This window comes from Myroides odoratimimus, from assembly GCF_001485415.1.
Classification (GTDB): domain Bacteria; phylum Bacteroidota; class Bacteroidia; order Flavobacteriales; family Flavobacteriaceae; genus Flavobacterium; species Flavobacterium odoratimimum.
The window spans coordinates 1-18,533 of the sequence record NZ_BCMQ01000007.1; the positions used below are offsets into that span (position 1 = coordinate 1).

Genomic DNA, 18,533 nt, shown 5'->3' on the forward strand with positions numbered 1-18,533 from the left:
GTCGCCGCCTTTCTTTATAGAATCCCCAATCTCGTATGAGGTTGGGGATTTTTTGTTTATATGGATTAGTCATATTTTGTTTCTGCAGACAAGATGTTGTACTATATTTCTGTTTAAGTTTGTTAAAGTTGCGAAAAAAAGATGTTACTTTGTACGCATATTGAAGATTAAGTAAGCTATGTTGAAAACTGTAAAAAAAATTCTTATTAGATTAGGAATAGGCATTGGAGTATTATGTGTATTAGTATTAGCACTAATGTATATTGTACCAGTATTTTATGCAGATCAAATAAATGTTAAGGTAAAGGAATTAATGAAAGAATCCATCAAGGGAGAAGTAGACTTTGAGAAAATTGATCTATCATTTTATAATAGATTTCCTTTATTAACAGCTACAGTAGTTAATCCTAGTATAGCTGGTGTACAATTAGATTCATTGTATTCTGATCATTTATTTGAAGCTAAATCTGTTAGTTTAGGTGTCGATATCTTTAGTATAGTAGGTGGTAAATTAGCTTTTAATAGAATATACGTAGATAGTCCTATTGTTCACATTAATGTTACAGAAAAAGGAGAAGCAAATTATGATGTTTTTGTACCATCAGATGAAAAAGAAGAAAGCGATGAGAGTCTTGAATTAAAGATTGACGAACTTCATATTGATAATGCAGAAATAATCTATAATGATTTAGCTAGTAAGTTGAGTTTCATAGCTTCTGATTTTGATTATGTTGGTCAAGGAAATATGAGCGATGATGTATTTGATTTGTTGAGTAAAGCAAGTATACATTCTTTTGATTTGAATTTTGATGGAGTTCACTATGTGAAAGAAAAACCTATTTTAGCTAAGCTTCAAACTAAAGTAGATACAAAGTCTTTAACATTTGTCTTTGAAAAGAACGACTTACGTATTAAAGGTTTACCTGTTGATTTTAAAGGACATTTTGGTTTTATTGAGAATGGCTATGATATGCTTTTTGATATTAAAACAGAGAATGCTACTCTAGAACAACTGTTATCAGTAATACCACCAGAGTATCAATATTGGTTGGATGATACTAAATTTGCTGGAGATGTTAATGGTAAGTTTTTATTAAAAGGTAAATATGTTATTGTTGATACTTTAAGTCCTAATGTAGATTTATCATTGAAGTTAAAGAATGGATTTATACAAAATAAACAAGTTAGTAAGCCTTTAGAAAATGTAGAACTTGACTTTGCTTATTCAATGCCAAAGTTAGATATAGAAAAAGGAAAAGTGTCTATTAATAAGTTGGCTTTTGATTTAGATAATAAACATACTGATATCAATGCAGAAGTTGAGGGCTTGACCGTTATCAATGCAAAAGGAAAGATAAATTCAATAGTTAATCTTGATTTATTTCAAAAAGCAATAGGTATTGAAGGATTTGCTATGCGTGGTGAATTAGCTTTGGATGGAGCTTTTGATGGAACTTACTCTAAAGGTATTATTGAAAGAAGAACCTTACGTAAGGTATATAGAGACAGTACTATCACTAGTATTCCTCAATTCGATTTAAAAGGATCTATAAAAGATGGATATTTTAAGTTAGAACAATTACCAGAAGCATTAGAAGCTATTAACTTTAACTTTGATATAGCAGCTAAGGATTCTAATTATAAAAATACTTCTGTTAGAATTGCTGATATTTCGTTATCTGCTATGAGTAATTTTATAAAAGGTAATATATATCTAAAGAATCTACGTGATTACAATATTGAGGCGGATGTAGATGCTAAAGTGGACTTAGAGAATATAAAGGAATTCATACCTATAGAAGATATTGTGCTTAGAGGTGTGATTGATGCAAAGGGTAGTATAAAGGGAACATACGAGCCAAAGCGTAAACTATTCCCTGTAATTGATTCTGAAATTAAGTTTGTCAATGGATATGTTCAATTTAAACGTATACCTGACTTACCAATAGAGAATATTCAGATTCATACGATCATTAAGAGTAAGCGTGGATCTCTACATGACTTAACAATTAAAGTCTTACCAATTGACTTTAAAATAGCAGGAGAACCTTTCCAATTAGCTGCTAGTTTGTATAATTTAAATAACTTAAATTATAATGTGAAGTCAAAAGGAACATTGAATATAGGTAACCTATATAAGTTGTTTAAGATTGATGGAATAGATGTACGCGGTAGATTATTAACGAGTCTTTTCTTAAGTGGATTACAAAGTGATGCTGTAAAAGGAGATTTTGATAAATTAAAGAATGGTGGGAAATTTGAAGTAGACAATATAACTGTGACTTCTGAGATGTTCCCAAAACCATTACATATTAAAAAAGGAGTATTCAAGTTCTATAAAGAAAAGATGAAGTTTGAGAAATTTGAAGCTACTTATGGTAGTTCTAAATTTTCTATGAATGGATACTTGACGAATGTGATTGGTTATATGCTGAAAGGAGATACTTTAAAAGGGAACTTTGATTTACAAACTCCTTATATGAATGTTGATGAATTTATGATGTTTGCAAATAATAAAACTAGTAATGTCACAACAGCAAATACATCTAACGCAGGTGTTATTCAGGTTCCTAAAGACATTAATATTGCCTTTAATGCTGTAGCTGATAAGATTAAATACACAGAATACAATATTGAAAACTTTACAGGTAATCTAGTTGTTTTTAAAGGAGGTATAGATTTGAAAGATACTAAGTTTAATTTGATAGGAACAAATGTTGCTATGAATGGAACTTATGAACCAACAGGTTATAGAAGTGCATTGTTTAGTTATCATTTAAAAGCTTCTGAATTTGATATTCAAAGAGCATATAAAGAAATTACTTTGTTTAGAGAAATGGTGACAATGGCGAAGGATGCTTACGGAACGGTTTCTTTAGATTATAGTTTGAAAGGGAAATTAAACAGTAGTATGTTCCCTGTAATGAAGAGCATTGAAGGTCAAGGTACATTATCATTAGCAAATATTAGTTTTAAAGGATTTAAACTTTTAGGAGCTATTGCAGATAAGACGGATGCTAAATCGTTAGAAAAAGGAACATTATCTGACGTTAATATTAAATCATCTATTAAAGATAATGTAATGACTATTGAACGAACTAAAATGAAGATGGCTGGTTTTAGGCCACGTTTTGAGGGACAAGTAAGTTTAGATGGAGATTTAAATATTGGATTTAGATTGGGATTGCCTCCATTAGGTATTATAGGAATACCAATGAGAATAACAGGTAATGCAGAAGATTTTAAAATTAAGTTAGGTAGATATAAAGCAAGTGAAGTATTGGGACAAGGAGCAAAGGATGATGACGAAGATGAGGATGAAGGTACAGATGTAAAATCAGTGAATGATTCTATCCCTGCTCTACCAGAGGTACTGCAAGTACAAGCCCCTGATAGTCTTCCTAAGTCGGCATAAGTAAAAAGCTCAGAGATTCTCTGGGCTTTTTTTATTTATATGTGATTTAAGTTATATTTTTGACTTGTAAAACAAAATAAAATGAATACTTACACCAAGTTAAACGATATAGAAAATCTTCTTATACAACAAAGTACTGTAGAAGAACCAATGCATGTCTATCAGGTAGATAGCCCTGTGGAAGAACAAGTGCTTAGAATGAGATGTGAAGAAGTATTACCGACAGATGAGAACTTAAAATATCTGATTGCGAGAATGTATAAAACTGTTCGCAATGAAGAGAAACCTGGAGTAGGGATAGCAGCACCTCAGGTAGGTATCAATAGAAGAGTTTTTCTAGTGCAACGAATGGATAAAAAAGGAGAACCATTCGAATTCTTTATTAATCCAGAGATTGTATGGTATTCTAAAATATTGAGAAGAGGAGAAGAAGGGTGTTTATCTATTGCTAATGAATATGGAGAAGTATATAGAAGCTTAGCTATTCAGATTACTTACTATGATTTAAGTGGAGAGCATTTCCAAGAAGTGATAGAAGGTTTTACAGCTGTCATTATACAACATGAATTTGATCACCTGAATGGAGTGTTGTTTACTGATCGTATTAAAGAACAAGAAAATAATGAATATTATAATGCATCTCCTACCAGCGAGATTGTTTACCAGAGATAAATTACAGATTGTAGTATTTCTACTTTTTACTACTTGGTGTCTTACGTATAACTTTACTTATGCTCAGACTGTTGATTATAAGTGTTCTTATGATGATTTAGAGCTTAGTTGTCCATCTGATGATGCAGAAGTAGAACGATTATATAAAGTAGGCTTAGAAGCTCTTAATTCACCTAAGTATTATAATATCGCAGGTAAAGTGTTTTTTAGTTTAATAGAAAGAGATAAAACACTTTGTGATGCATATTTCTTCACTGGAGTGGCTTTAACTAAACAAAATAAACACGAAGCCGCAGTAACGTATTATTACTATGCTGATAGTTTAGCTAGTAAGAGTAATTCAGTGTTTAAAGAGGAATTAGCAGAAGCAGCTTTAAGAGTTGGAAATATTGGTTTAGCGAGAAAGAAATACGAAGAATTGATCAAGGACTTTCCCAATGACCCTGATGGATATTATGGAATAGGACTTACTGCTACTTCTTTAGGAGACATTGCTAATGGACTACAAAAATTAAGTATTGCAGAAGAGTTGTATATAACAGAGAATACCTGGACGGAGCAACGACAGCAAGAAGTATATTTAATGAAGGGAATACTCTTTATAGCGGATACTCAGTATGAGGCAGGTTTAGAATATTTAGATAAGTGCCAAACTACTTTTAATACGCTAGATGACTTTAATGCTAATTATGCACTTGCTTCAGACGAATTATTTAAAGAGACTAAGGATGAAAGTTATAAAACGAAAGCCTTAGAAGCTTTAAGCAGAATCAAAGATAAAGGAAAACTGAACGAGACTTTTCTCAAACGTTTTCAAGATAAATAGAATAAGTAAAGGGATTGTGATCTTACTCGCAGTCCCTTTTTATATTGCTACTACGGAGTAGTACCAAGCTTATTTAAGGGATAAGTTCACCTCAAAACCAACCCCTCTTAAACTCAGGATACTTATTGATTCATCGTGTTGAAAGTATTTTCTCAAGCGAGTGACGAATACATCTAAGCTACGTCCATTAAAGTAGTCTGCAGATGGCCAAAGCTTCTGTAAGATCTCTTCACGAGAGATAATATCACCATTATGACTGATTAATAGAAGTAATAAATCTCTTTCTCGTTCTGTCAGACGTATCGTTTCAGAGGGATGACTCAGCTTTAGCTGTATAGGATTAAAAGTATAGCTGCCTAATAAGTACTGTTCTGTTTTTGGTACAGCAGTTCGCTTTAGGATATTCTCTATTCGAAGCTTTAGTTCTTCAGGATCACATGTTTTAGATATATAATCATCAGCACCTAACTTTAACCCCATTAAGCGGTCAATACTTTGGTTCTTTGCTGTTAAGAATAAGAAAGGCAAGTTAGGTAATACCGTATTAATCTCTTTCGATAAGGTAAAACCATCTTTCTGAGGGAGCATAATATCTAATATCGCTAAGTCAAAGTGTTCTTGTGTTACAGTATCTATAACTTCTTCTGGAGTAGTGAACCATTTTACCTCAAAACCACAGATACCTAAATACTGTTGGATAACTGTACCATAATCAATATCATCCTCTACTAATAACAATTTATACATAAGGTATTGTGATTTTAAAAGTAGTCCCTACTTGTAGTTTACTATTTATATTAATACTTCCGTGAAGTGATTTTACTATTTGTTGTACTTGGTATAATCCGATGCCTAGTCCTTGGGTATTATGGATATTGCCTTCTCGTATTCTATAGAATTTCTTGAAGACATCACTCTGTTTATCCTTAGCGATACCCATTCCGTTATCTATAATTGTGATAGTATACTGATTAGCTTCTGATGAGATAATACATTTAATCTCTGTTCCACCATATTTAATACTGTTTTCTAATAGATTAAGAAGTACAGTTTCTATTTTAGTTTTAGAGAGATTTAGTTCATCTTTAGCATTCCATTCTATAGCTAATAGTACTTCAGGATACAGGTTTTGGATATCCTCTATCAGTACTAAAGCATCTTCTTTTTTATAACCTTCTTCTTCATCTGATAGGATAGGATTAAGGCTATTCTGTAATCGGTCTAATCGATCTACTTGACGGAGTAGAAGGTTCACTGTAGGAGACTCATATTCTTTCGACAGATTCTTACAACCATATTTTAGAGTAGCGATAGGTAGTTTAAACTCATGAGAGACATTATCTACCATATTGTAGAGATTAGTTATTTCTCTTTCCTTTCTTTTGATAGCTTTATAAGTAGTATAATATAATATGAGAATAAAAACACAGATTAGAATAGAACCACTTAAAAGGGGAAATAACTGCCTTAGTGTTAAGCTTAAATAATTAGTTACCTCTATAAATCTTTCTTGGTAAATAGTGATATGTAGTTTATAACTATCAGGACATTCTGTGCATGTATCACCTTCATCCTTTATACTAGTCTCATTAATTTCCCATTCAGAAGTATTTATTCTTTGGGGAGCGTTCAGTTTTCGCTTTGTTTCTAAAAGGACAAAAGGTTTATCTAATAACTCCTCTTTGCTATCATGTATAACTACTTGTTTGATAACTATTTTTGCAGCCACTTCATATCCTAAGGTAGAGAACGTACTGTCTATCTTTTTTGTAAACAATTCATTATTCTTGTCTAGGACAGAAGTAAAGTCTGTTTTGATATTTTCTAAGGTTGTTTTTTGCTGCAGTAGGTCTAAAAAAGAAGTATACAGTAAATTTTCTTTTGTTAAGCTAATTTCTTTGTAGAAATGCTCCTCTAGTAAATCATCCATTTTTTGATGAGAGATACTACTTATTTCTTTTTGTTTTAGTTTAACTGCTTGCATGAAATAAAAAATCATTACCCCTACAAGAAGTATATAAAACAAACAAAAGATGATTAAGTAATATTTAGAATTTAGCTTTTTCATATACACAAATATACTTTAAAAAGAGAGTAATACATCAAGAGGCTTTTGCTGTTAACCGTTCATTAACCGTTCATTAACCGCCTTCTTTTTCTGAATACAGCACCTTTGTTTAAAATTAATGAAATTATGGTACGCATACTTATTTTATGGAGCATATTATTGTTAAGTGTATTAGTAAATGCACAAACAACAAACTCTCAGATCAAAGGAAAAGTAATAGACAATAAAAAGGAATTATTGGCTTTTGTTACTGTTGTAGCTAAAGATGCAGATGGCAAGATAGTACAGTCTGTTTATACAGATGAACAAGGTGTTTATGATTTAGACGCTAATACATTGATTACCCAATTAGAATTTAGTTATGTAGGATTTAAATCTCAGACGATAGCTTTAGGTACCACTTCAGCTGTAGTAGAGTTAGCAGAAGATAATGCTATTTTAGAAGAAGTAATGATTACCGCTAAGCGTCCTACTATAAAAAGAGAGATAGACAGATTAGTATTTAATGTGCAAGACACACCATTAGCGACTACGAATGCGTGGGATATTCTGAAACAAACACCTGGGGTCAATGCGATAGGAGATAACCTAAGTATCCGTGGGAGCTCTAGTATATTGGTGACGATTAACGATAGAAAGGTGATGCTGACAGGAGAGCAGTTAAAAGAGATGCTTGAATCTACAGATGGTACACAGGTAGAGGCTGTAGAAGTTATTACTAATCCTCCTGCTAAGTATGATGCTCAGGGGGGAACAGTATTGAACATTAAATTAAAAAAGAACGTAAACTTAGGATATAAAGGGAGTGTAACAGATCGTTTTAAACAAACTACCTATGCAGTTAACACCTTAGGTACACAACATTTTTACTCTGGTGATAAAGTGAATTTATCTGGAAATTATTCTTATACAAAAGGATCAGGAGTACGCTATAATGAAGACAACGTTATCTATGAGACCGGAGAGCGTTGGAGTACAGACCTGACTCGTATGAATAAGATGAGAGGAAGACATAGTTTTAATGCGGAGATGGATGTAAAGGTAGATAGTACATTGACACTGACATTAGGAGGGGATGGCTATATTAATGAGCAAACCAAAGGTGATTATGTCATCCCTACATTAATCTATAATAAAGAGTGGATTGTAGAATCTAACTATACTACTTTTAATAAGAAGCGTGCTAATATGGATACGTACACAGGGTATTTTATGTTAGACAAGAAGTTTAGTCAAGAGAAAAACTTATTATGGTCTTCTTATTTTACGTATGATAACCAGAAAGATAACCAAGATGTACGAACTGAATTAAACTTTAAAAATCAAGTACCAACTGAACGCTTTTTCGCAACGAAAGATAACTCGCGTACACGATTAGCTGTATCTGGTATTGATTATACGATAGATAAAGAAACAACGAAGTGGGAGTTAGGAGGAAAGTATAGTATTGTCAAAGCTTTATATTCATTAGACTTTTTTGATACTAAAACAGGGAATCCTAATAAAGACAAGAGTAACGATTATGATTATCAAGAAATCAACTGGGCAGGATATACTTCATTTACGAAGCAATGGGATAAATGGCAGATTAAAGCAGGATTGAGAGGAGAGTACACAGGCATTCAGACGAAGAGCACAGGGGTAGGGAGTGACACACAGTCATACTTTAAGTTATTTCCTACAGCCTATGTGAAGTATGATGTAACAGACGATCATCATTTGGGCTTTTCGTATGGCAAGCGCATTGACAGACCTTCGTATTCTTGGATGAACCCAGCGAAGAGTTATTATAATTTGTTTTCTTACTTTCAAGGAGACCCTGATTTAAAACCAACAATCAGTCATAATTTTAGTCTGAGTTATGATTATAAAGAGTGGAGTTTAGAGATGTACTATAAGAGAGAGCAGAATCCATCTATGGAAATATCATATCAAGAGGATGCTACTAATACATTAGTATATCACTATACAAATATAGATAAGAGACAGGTAGCAGGGATGAGTTTAAACACGCCGTATAAAGTAGGAGAGTGGCTGACTCTAAATAGCTATTTAAGATTAGAGTATAAGGAAGATTACTTTTATGGTCTAGATAAGAAGTTGTATAAGAATGATGCATTCGGTTTTGGAGGGCAACTATATGCTTCTGCACTTTTAGAAAAAAAGAGTAATTGGAAAGCGATGTTGACTTATAGTTTTTATACACCAGGTGTACAAGGAACTTTTAGAATAAGTAGTTATCAGCGTACAGACTTTATCATGAGTAGAGAGTTCTTGAAGAATAAGTTATCTGCTAATTTGTATGTGTATAATATTTTTGGTAGTGACAGACAGATCATTAGTACTAACTATGCGAATCAAAATAACTACTTTAAAGACTATAGCGATACACAAGGTTTTGCTATTTCTTTAAAGTATAATTTAGGAAACCAAAAGGTAAAATACAGTTCTAAAGAAATAGAGATGACAGAAAAAGACAGACTTTAGTATAAGATGACTATGAGTTAACACTTTAATAATAACTCTTAGAATTCTTGAATTTAAAAATGACAATTTCTTTACGCACTAAACATCTAGAGATAATAATGGAAGAATAGATTTGACTTCATTAATCAACTAGTAGTAACGTAAATGAAAAAAAAATTACAATTAGCAGGTTTGGTATGTGCGACTTTATTTAGTGCACAAGTTTTTGCTCAAACCACACAAGCTTCTATCCAAGGGATCGTATTACAGGATAATGCGATCCAACAGGGAAAAGAAGTTATGATTAGAAATACCTCTACAGGATTTACCACCCGCACTAAGACGAATGCTAATGGGGAGTTTGTCTTTAAAGAAATTCCATTAGGAGGTCCTTATATCGTTGTTACACAGGATGAGACTGGTGGAGAAGTAAAAAAAACGGGGTACTACGTAAACCAAGGTGATAATGTATTCGTAGATATTGTTATTGGATTAGATGATCAGCATTTAGAAGAAATCGTTATTGATGGAAAGAGCTTAAAGAATCAGAAGGAGTCTTTGGGGGCAGCGACTACTTTTACAGCAAGCTCTATAAAGAATTTACCTATTAACGGACGTAATTTTGCTAACCTAACGGATTTATCACCTTTATCGAATGGAGGGTCTATAGGAGGACAACTAGGATCTTCTATTAACTTTACGATAGATGGTACTACTGCTAAGAATCCTACATCAGGAGGGGCGACTACTAGTAGAAGTGGTGCTCCATATTCTGTATCTATGGAGGCAGTACGTGAGTTTCAGGTAGTGACGAATCAGTATGATGTGACATTAGGAAGAAGTGGAGGAGGAACCGTAAGTGCAGTGACTAAATCTGGAACCAATGAGTTCTCAGCTTCGATGTTCTCTTATATGCGTGCAGATTGGTTATCTAGCCCGTATGATATCAACGGAAATAAGAAAGGGGATAGAGATTACTCTACTTATCAATATGGACTATCTTTAAGTGGCCCGATTATTAAGGATAAACTACATTATTTTGTAGCATGGGATCACCAGTTAGACACTCGATCACTAGTGATTGCAGATATTAATGGGCCAGCAGATGAGGATAGATACGGTATTACTAACCAGACTTTAGATAAGTTCGTAGGTATTGCTCGTGATAAATATGGTGTGTCTAATAATCCTCAGTACGGAACATTTGACAAGAGAAGAAACTCTGATGCAGCCTTCTTACGTTTAGATTGGCAGATTAACGAGAACAACTTATTGACGGTTAGAAATAACCTTACATATGACTATAATCCACTAGGATTAGGAGATAACACACAGATTAATCTATACGAATCTTATGGTACAGATAAGAGTGTTGACAACAGTTTATTAGCTACATTAAGAACGAATATCAGTCCTAAGCTGACTAATGAGTTAAAAGTACAGTACTTATATACATTCCAGGATAGTCATCAGAGTGCAGAGTTACCAGGATGGTATATACCACGTGCTATTGTGGAGAACGTAACTTCTAATATTGGAGGAGGTGTGCGCTCAGCGAATATACAGTTGGGAGGACACCGTTTTGCACAAGAGAAGTTCACCAACAATGTTTTTCAGGTTGTAAATAATTTATACTATAACACAGATAAAGTAAACTATACTTTCGGTGTTGACGTGATGCAGACTAATTCTAAGTCAGTATATGGTAGTGAAGTGAATGGACGTTTCCATTTTAATAATGATCCTGCTCTAGGATATTCATCTATGGATAGCTTTGAGAATCTAAGACCTTATAGATATTATAGAGAAGTACCTTTAGTAGATGACCTTACTGTCGATGGGAATATATTAAATGCGGGTATCTATGGACAAATGAAGACTTCTTTATATCCTGGTTTAGATATGACTTTAGGGCTTCGTTTAGATTATGCGAAGTATCCGACAGCTAAGTTTAACCAGTTAGTATATGATGAGCTAGGACTAAGAACAGACAATAACTTTAAGTCTTTGATTGTACAGCCACGTATTCAGTTTGATTGGAATATCAATGAGAACAATACAGACTATATCCGTCTAGGTGGAGGTATCTTTGGTTCGGATGTGAATAACTATGCATTGATTAACAACCTTACTTTTGATGGAAGTAAGCTAGCTACTGTGGATGTAATGGGAGCTGATGTACCTACTCCAGACTTTGAAGCTTATAGAAAAGATAAAAACACAATACCTTCTTTGACTCAACATCAGTTAAGCACAATCAACTTCACAGGAAAAGATGCAAAAGTACCGATGGTGTATAAGGCTAACTTATCGTATACACACTTCTTCAGCAGTAGATTTAAGGTGAGTGTGACAGGGTATATGAACTTAGCTCGTAATAACTACTTCTATAAAGATAGAAATATGGTGGATAAACCATTCTTTACTTTAGACAATGAAGGAGGAAGAGGTGTATTCGTCCCTGCAGAAACTATTTTAGCGAACGGTGCTTCTGATTGGAAACAAGGTAGAAAATCAAACCAACTAGGTCGTGTATTAGAGTTAGTAAGTGAAGGAAAAGTAAATAACTATGCTTTAGTATTTGACACGAATTATAACTATTACAGAGATGGACAGATAGCAGTGAGTTATACTTGGAACTCTACTAAGGACAATACTTCTTATAATGGAAACGTAGCTAACTCGGCTACACTAGGACTACCAGTAGCAGATGACCCTAGAGATTTAAGCAAGATGAGCTATTCTGATAATCACTTTAGACATAAGTTAGTAGTGTATGGTAATGCACCTAGTTTCTACGGAGTGAATGTAGGAGTGAGATTCTCTGGTATTGGAGGAACGAGATATAGCTTATTATCAGGAGGTAATACGAATGGAGATTTTGTTAGTGGTAATAATGACTTAGCGTATGTATTTGATATCAATGATCCTAAGACTCCACAGCATATTAAGGATGGATTACAAGCGATTATGGATAATCCAGAAGTAAGCAGTAGCCTTAAAAATTATATCCAAGATAGCTATGGTAAAATAGCAGAGAGAAACGGAGGAAAGAATAGCTTCTATGGTGTATTTGATTTGCGTATAGCGAAGACTTTCCATGTTAAAGGGAAACACAAGTTTGAGCTATCAGCAGATGTATTTAACGTAGCGAACTTATTGAATAAAGATTGGGGAGTGAATAAATCTATGAGAACGCAGTCTCTATATGCTTTAGGGGTACCTAAGAAAGGGGAGACAGCTGCTTTACCAGGTTTTGATCAAGCTACACAACAATTTAATTATAGAGTAAATACAAAAGGGACTCCTGTCAATAGAGGAAACCCATACCAAATACAAATAGGGTTAAAATATAGTTTTAATTAATGCTTTCATAGTTAATAGATTATCAGGTTAATGCACTAATTCTTAAAAGTGGGACTCGTCAGAGTTCCACTTTTGTTTTTATTATACAATAGTAAAAGTGGCTTGATGTACTAATTTGTTGTAATTTTAAAGGTTAAATACAAGAATATGGAATTTGATTACTTTGACAAGATTAGGAAGATTAGAACGGGTATCCGATTCTACAGTGAGCTTCTAATAGAGGCTTCGTGGAATATGTGGAATATCAAAACGAGGGTAGGTATTTTCTTCTTTTCTTTAGTCGCTGCACTGTTAGGTACTTATTTTTTAGCTCCAGATGTTTTTAGTGAAGCTCAGAAATACACCATGTTTATTTTAATATTCTCTATATTACTCTGGGCGACAGAAGCCATTCCTCCCTTTGCGGTAGGGATTATGATTATAGGTTTTCTCGTCTATACCATGGGGAATATACAGGGAGCCACGATTTCGCCCCAGGAGATATCAGATACCTGGTCAGACAGTGTGATCTGGATATTCTTAGGAGGTTTCTTCTTGAGTGAAGGAATGCGGAAGACCAATCTTGACTTGTCGTTGTTTAAGAAGACCATTTCTATTTTTGGCTCTAATCCTAATATGCTAGTATTAGGTATTATCATTGTTACTTCAGTTCTATCCTTGATTATCTCGAATACAGCGACTGCTGCTATGGTATTAGCTTCAGTGATGCCCTTGATAGATAGAGAGGGGAAAGACTCTAATATGTCTAAGGCTATCTTAGTCAGTATTCCAGCTGCTGCTACCTTTGCAGGGATGATGAGTATGGTATCTACACCTCCTAACTTAATCGTAGTGAACGTATTGAAATCTAAAGGATTCGATGTTACGTTTTCTCAGTGGTTGTTATTAGGGTTCTTACCAGCCGTAGTTTTATTAGGAACATTCTGGTATGCTGTAGTGCGCAAGTATACTTCTAAGGTAAAAGGATTAGATGTTTCGTTTGCAAACAAAGCCTTAGAAATGACGAATAGTATGCGCTTACAGCGTCTAGCCGTTATTATCATCTTAGGAGTGACAGTATTGATGTGGATGTTAGGAAGTAGATTACATATACCTACAGCAGGAGCCGCGATGGTGCCTATTATGTTCTTGCCGATGTTGGGGATTATCACAGCAGAGGACGTGCGCAGATTGCCTTGGGATACCTTGATGCTAGTAGCGGGAGGGTTATCTCTAGGGATGGCTATTAAAGAGCTACTAGCACCATATTACTCTCAGTTCTTAGCAGGGATGGAGTTTAATATGATCGTGATGATGATTATTTTCGCAGTAGTGACAGTGTTGTTTTCTAATATTATGAGTAGTACTGCTACAGCTACTATTGTGATTAATATTGCCGCTATTGTACTACCTACAGATCAGTTATTACCGGTAGGGTTAGTGGTAGGACTTTGTTCTTCGTGTGGATTATTCTTACCAGTATCTACGCCGCCTAATGCCATTGTCTTTGGTACAGGGATGTTGAAGCAAAAGGACTTCGTACTCGGTGGATTATTTGGAGCGATATTAGGTACTACGATTATCATCTTATGGGTGTTATTCTTACAGTATTTCACAGGTTTCTTTGAAGCAATATAAAGTATAAATAACGAATAAAATAAAAGGCGTATTCACACTGAATACGCCTTTCTGCTTAAAATAACCTAACCAAAATGTATTATATTCTCTCTGGGAAGTTGGTGATGATACCGTCTACTTTTAAGTCTTTTAGACGTTGGATATCTTTCTCCTCATTCGCAGTATATGGATATATTTTTAACTTAGCTTGTTTGATTTTACTCACGTTTTTCTCATTCAATGTTTTGAAGTAAGGATTGATCGCTACAGCCTTGATCTTATGTGCAAATTTAATAGCATCAGCTGGCTCTTTAGAAGTCAGTACAGCGATGTCTAAATTAGGATCTAGAGCAGCTATTTTTTCTAATTCATCCCATTTAAAACTAGAGATGATAAAGTCTGCATTCGTCCATCCTTTTTGTTTGAACTGTTGGATGATAGCGTATGTACCTTCTGCGGTATTCGCTCCTTTTAGTTCTATATTTAATACCGCTTTCCTATTGATAGCAGCAATAATATCTTCTAGGGTAGGCATTTTATATTTACCATCTACTAGTAGCGCTTGTAGTTCTGCTTGAGTATATTGTTCGATATTTCCTTTACCGTTCGTTAGTCGTTCTAAGGTATCATCATGATGTACCATTAGAGCGCCATCTTTTACTTTAAAAACGTCTATTTCGATTGCATCAGATTTCATCTCTACAGCTTTCAGTACAGATTCTACTGTGTTCTCCGTTACGTGCCCCATAGCACCTCTATGTGCGATACGCAATACTTTATTATCTTGTGCAAATGCAAATGAACTCATAGCTAAACATAAAACTAATAGTCTCTTTTGGAATCTCATGGTATCTGTTTTAATTGATTAGGACAAAGATGAATGTTTTATGTATTGTCAACTTTACCTTAATATTATTGTTGTGTAAACAAACTAAAATAAACGCCTTGATAGGAGAGAAGCCAGAGACGGTATGATTAAATAATTTTTTAGATTCTAAAAGAAAGGTACAAAAAAAGCTGTTCAGTGAAGAACAGCTTTTAAATATTATTTTACTGGTGTACCGAATAAGTCAAACTCATAAGCACTATCGATGTGGATATCTGCATATTCACCTATTTTCAGATAGTGTTTAGTAGCGTCTATTCTTACCTCGTTATCTACGTCTGGGCTATCGAACTCAGTACGTCCTATAAACTCAGTACCTTCTTTTCTATCAATGATACAACGGAATGTCTGTCCTATCTTCTCTTGGTTTAGATCAAAAGAGATTTGTGCTTGGATTTCCATGATTTCGTTTGCACGAGCTTGTTTTACTTCCTCTGGAACATCGTCTTCTAGTAAATAAGCATGTGTGTTTTCTTCATGAGAGTAAGTAAAACATCCTAAGCGTTCAAACTTCATTTCTTGTACCCAATCTTTTAAGATTTGGAAGTCTTCTTCTGTTTCTCCTGGGTATCCTACGATCAATGTCGTACGAATAGCCATACCTGGTACAGCTTCTCTAAACTCTTTTAATAGCTTAGTAGTCTTCGCTTGTGTAGTACCACGGCGCATAGACTTTAAGATATTGTCAGAGATATGTTGTAGAGGGATGTCTAGGTAGTTACAGATCTTAGGTTCTCTCTTCATTAGTTCTAATACATCCATAGGGAATCCTGTAGGGAATGCATAGTGAAGACGGATCCATTCGATACCTTCTACTTTCGCTAAGTTCTCTAATAGCTCTGCTAAGTTTCTCTTTTTGTATAAATCTAATCCGTAGTAAGTCAAATCTTGAGCGATCAAGATTAACTCTTTTACTCCGTTTTTAGCTAATCCCTCAGCTTCTTTTACTAATTTCTCGATAGGTTGAGATACGTGTGCTCCTCTCATTAAAGGGATAGCACAGAAGCTACAAGGACGGTCACATCCTTCAGCGATTTTAAGGTAAGCGTAGTTTTTAGGAGTAGTCGTCAGACGCTCTCCTAATAATTCGTGTTTATAGTCAGCTCCTAATGCTTTTAATAACAAAGGTAAATCTGTCGTACCAAAGTATTGATCTACATTAGGGATTTCAGCTTCTAAATCAGGTCTGTATCGCTCAGATAAACATCCAGTAACGAAGACCTTGTCAACAATACCTTCCTCTTTTTTCTCTACGTATTCTAAGATTGTGTTTACTGATTCCGCTTTTGCGTTATTAATAAAACCACAAGTGTTGATCACCACAATATTAGCTTCATCATTAGCAGCCTCATGTGTTACCTCTTTTCCACTTGCTTTTAATTGTCCCATTAACACTTCACTATCGTAAACGTTTTTTGAACAACCTAAAGTAATTACGTTGATTTTATTCTTTTTTAAAGTTTTGGTTCTCATTGATTTAAAAAAATTGGACTGCAAAATTACATTTTTTTTAGCTACAAACTAAGCGCTTTAGTATAATTATGTGAATCTAGTAGTCTAATTATAAGCATTCTGTTTTAGAACCTTGATTTTATGAGGGATATAAATCAATCGATGTAAGAGATAAGATTTGATTGTACAGCGCCATCGTTGTCTTTTAATTTTAGGTGTTTACGAAACACCTAAAGATTTTGAAGAGTCCTGTTTCTTAAGAATAATATTTACCCCTTCAATATTGCGACAACACCTCTTCAATGTTCCTTCAAGAAAAGTGCTTTAAACTAGAGCAATCTTGGGGAAATGTTGAAGAAGTGTTGAAGGAATAGGTATGAAGGCTTGTTTTTAGTAGGATAGTGAGGTGTTAAGGTTGAATGGTAATAAAAGGGTGTTTTTTAGTAATGATTTGATATTTAGGTTTTTATTGTTATTTGTTCTCGATATGAGTATAAAAAAGATATAATTTTTTATAAGAAAAGGATAGTGATAGTAGGGGGAAAACTGGTTTTGAGTAAAAAAGGAGTAAAATAAAGGGGATAAATTACTATAAAACGATTCTTAAGGGGCGAAATAGATCAATAAATAGAAGTAAAAGAGAAAATGAAGAAGAATAAATTTAGTCTTCGTTTTGGACTATATCATGAGATAAAGTAGGGGGTCTAAACGAACAAATAGTGCTGAGGTTCTATTTATACGGTATGTGTGGTAAATGATGAGAATAAAAAAGAGGCTATCGAATAAATGATAGCCTCTCGGTATATTGTTTGTTTATGTGTCTTTATTATAATCTAAAGATACCACCGAATACGATGATTGTTTCTCCGAACCAGAAGTTGTGCATAGCTCTATCTGATTTGCTAGCTGTAGTACGTACATCATACATATCAATGTATCCACCTTTTAACTCTGCTTGAACGAAGAAGTGTTTAAAGAAAGTCACGTTAAGACCTGCTTTAGCTGATAGACCAAATCCAGAAACGTGGAATTCGTCATATCTTTCTTTACCTAATAAAGTAGTATTTGTTTTTGGGAATACAATACCAGCTCCAACACCTTCAGTTAAGTTGATCTGAACTTTATCTGTGTTCCATACTCCAAAAAGTTTAGAGATGTCATCCACACGGTTTAACTCTACGTTGATATAGTTTAATCCGTCTGTGTGTTCGAACATTAAGAAATCTTCAGTTAGATTTACTTGGTTAGGGTGTCCAGGGATAGTTTCTCCGTAAGAACCTTGACCAGGGTAGTATCCTAAGATACCTACTGTTTGGTTTTGATCCATTACATATTTCATGTGATCAACTCCTAAAGAGATATTATATTTATCAGTGATAAAGTAACCTACTCTTAAGTTCGTTTGTGGAATAGTCATACGAGTAGGGTTAAGGTAGTCGATATGCCATCCTTTAGGTTTGTCAGATGCTTCTACATTCTGTAAGATGAAGTCATAGTCATCACCTCTAAATCGAATGTCAGAATTACTGAAAGTACCGCGGTTACCTCCCCAGTAAATGTAGAATTTACCTTTGTTAGAATCTGTATAACGCAGAGGAGTAGTTACACCTTCTTGAGCAAAACTTGTAGCAGTAGCAAGCAAGCATATTGCAGCGAAAAGTTTAAAAATATACTTCATTATTTGCTTATTATTATTTTTATAAAAATCGAACTGCAAAGGTATAATAAAAAAATCTCTTTATCAGTTTATCCGATAAAGAGATTAAGTACTTAAACTTCTAATCTA

The 18,533-nt window shown here is 34.1% G+C and carries 11 protein-coding genes; 6 read left to right on the plus strand and 5 right to left on the minus strand.

The features are described from left to right. Positions 1-178: 178 nt before the first annotated feature. From MODO_RS08515 to MODO_RS08525, 3 genes are all read left to right on the plus strand, one after another. Positions 179-3,415 (plus strand): AsmA family protein, encoded by a 3,237-nt coding sequence (locus MODO_RS08515; RefSeq protein ID WP_059050958.1) that lies wholly within the window; start codon positions 179-181, stop codon positions 3,413-3,415. Positions 3,416-3,496: 81 nt separating this feature from the next. Continuing rightward, complete coding sequence (def, locus tag MODO_RS08520) at positions 3,497-4,087, plus strand: peptide deformylase (RefSeq protein ID WP_006260363.1); 591 nt, start codon at positions 3,497-3,499, stop codon at positions 4,085-4,087. Beyond that, on the plus strand, positions 4,038-4,913 hold the full coding sequence (locus tag MODO_RS08525) for a tetratricopeptide repeat protein (protein WP_230486187.1): 876 nt from the start codon (positions 4,038-4,040) through the stop codon (positions 4,911-4,913). The genes def and MODO_RS08525 overlap by 50 nt, the downstream gene beginning before the upstream one ends. Positions 4,914-4,982: 69 nt before the next feature. Here MODO_RS08525 and MODO_RS08530 read toward each other — a convergent pair whose 3' ends face one another. Together MODO_RS08530 and MODO_RS08535 are read right to left on the minus strand one after the other, a co-directional pair. Further along, positions 4,983-5,660, minus strand: coding sequence for a response regulator transcription factor (locus tag MODO_RS08530; protein WP_006260361.1), 678 nt, complete (start codon positions 5,658-5,660; stop codon positions 4,983-4,985). Continuing rightward, entirely contained in the window at positions 5,653-6,981 is a 1,329-nt protein-coding gene (locus tag MODO_RS08535; RefSeq protein WP_006260360.1) for a sensor histidine kinase, read from the minus strand. The genes MODO_RS08530 and MODO_RS08535 overlap by 8 nt, the downstream gene beginning before the upstream one ends. A 126-nt stretch (positions 6,982-7,107) precedes the next feature. On the opposite strand from MODO_RS08535, the gene MODO_RS08540 reads away from it, so the two are divergent. The 3 genes from MODO_RS08540 to MODO_RS08550 all read left to right on the plus strand — a co-directional run bounded on the left by MODO_RS08540 (position 7,108) and on the right by MODO_RS08550 (position 14,430). Then, a complete protein-coding gene (locus MODO_RS08540; RefSeq protein WP_006260359.1) occupies positions 7,108-9,468 on the plus strand; it encodes an outer membrane beta-barrel family protein in 2,361 nt (786 codons plus the stop codon). A gap of 144 nt (positions 9,469-9,612) precedes the next feature. Further along, on the plus strand, positions 9,613-12,813 hold the full coding sequence (locus tag MODO_RS08545) for a TonB-dependent receptor (protein ID WP_006260358.1): 3,201 nt from the start codon (positions 9,613-9,615) through the stop codon (positions 12,811-12,813). Between the two features lie 147 nt (positions 12,814-12,960). Continuing rightward, positions 12,961-14,430 (plus strand): SLC13 family permease, encoded by a 1,470-nt coding sequence (locus MODO_RS08550; protein WP_006260357.1) that lies wholly within the window; start codon positions 12,961-12,963, stop codon positions 14,428-14,430. A 79-nt stretch (positions 14,431-14,509) separates the two neighbouring features. Here the strand turns inward: MODO_RS08550 and MODO_RS08555 are convergent, their stop codons facing one another. The 3 genes from MODO_RS08555 to MODO_RS08565 form a co-directional block, all read right to left on the minus strand. Further along, positions 14,510-15,256 (minus strand): glycerophosphodiester phosphodiesterase, encoded by a 747-nt coding sequence (locus MODO_RS08555; RefSeq protein WP_006260356.1) that lies wholly within the window; start codon positions 15,254-15,256, stop codon positions 14,510-14,512. 198 nt (positions 15,257-15,454) lie between these two features. Continuing rightward, positions 15,455-16,768: a 30S ribosomal protein S12 methylthiotransferase RimO gene (rimO, locus tag MODO_RS08560; protein ID WP_006260355.1), complete on the minus strand. Its 1,314-nt coding sequence runs from the start codon at positions 16,766-16,768 to the stop codon at positions 15,455-15,457. Between the two features lie 805 nt (positions 16,769-17,573). Beyond that, positions 17,574-18,425, minus strand: a complete 852-nt coding sequence (locus MODO_RS08565) for a membrane protein (RefSeq protein WP_006260354.1) — start codon at positions 18,423-18,425, stop codon at positions 17,574-17,576. Positions 18,426-18,533: the final 108 nt, after the last annotated feature.

Excerpts from the sequence above, each read along its gene's own strand:
- MODO_RS08565 (WP_006260354.1), bottom strand. The coding sequence starts at position 18,425 with ATGAAGTATATTTTTAAACTTTTCGCTGCAATATGCTTGCTTGCTACT.
- MODO_RS08535 (WP_006260360.1), bottom strand. The coding sequence starts at position 6,981 with ATGAAAAAGCTAAATTCTAAATATTACTTAATCATCTTTTGTTTGTTT.
- MODO_RS08515 (WP_059050958.1), top strand. The coding sequence starts at position 179 with ATGTTGAAAACTGTAAAAAAAATTCTTATTAGATTAGGAATAGGCATT.
- MODO_RS08550 (WP_006260357.1), top strand. The coding sequence starts at position 12,961 with ATGGAATTTGATTACTTTGACAAGATTAGGAAGATTAGAACGGGTATC.
- MODO_RS08525 (WP_230486187.1), top strand. The coding sequence starts at position 4,038 with ATGAATATTATAATGCATCTCCTACCAGCGAGATTGTTTACCAGAGAT.
- def (WP_006260363.1), top strand. The coding sequence starts at position 3,497 with ATGAATACTTACACCAAGTTAAACGATATAGAAAATCTTCTTATACAA.
- MODO_RS08530 (WP_006260361.1), bottom strand. The coding sequence starts at position 5,660 with ATGTATAAATTGTTATTAGTAGAGGATGATATTGATTATGGTACAGTT.
- rimO (WP_006260355.1), bottom strand. The coding sequence starts at position 16,768 with ATGAGAACCAAAACTTTAAAAAAGAATAAAATCAACGTAATTACTTTA.
- MODO_RS08545 (WP_006260358.1), top strand. The coding sequence starts at position 9,613 with ATGAAAAAAAAATTACAATTAGCAGGTTTGGTATGTGCGACTTTATTT.
- MODO_RS08540 (WP_006260359.1), top strand. The coding sequence starts at position 7,108 with ATGGTACGCATACTTATTTTATGGAGCATATTATTGTTAAGTGTATTA.
- MODO_RS08555 (WP_006260356.1), bottom strand. The coding sequence starts at position 15,256 with ATGAGATTCCAAAAGAGACTATTAGTTTTATGTTTAGCTATGAGTTCA.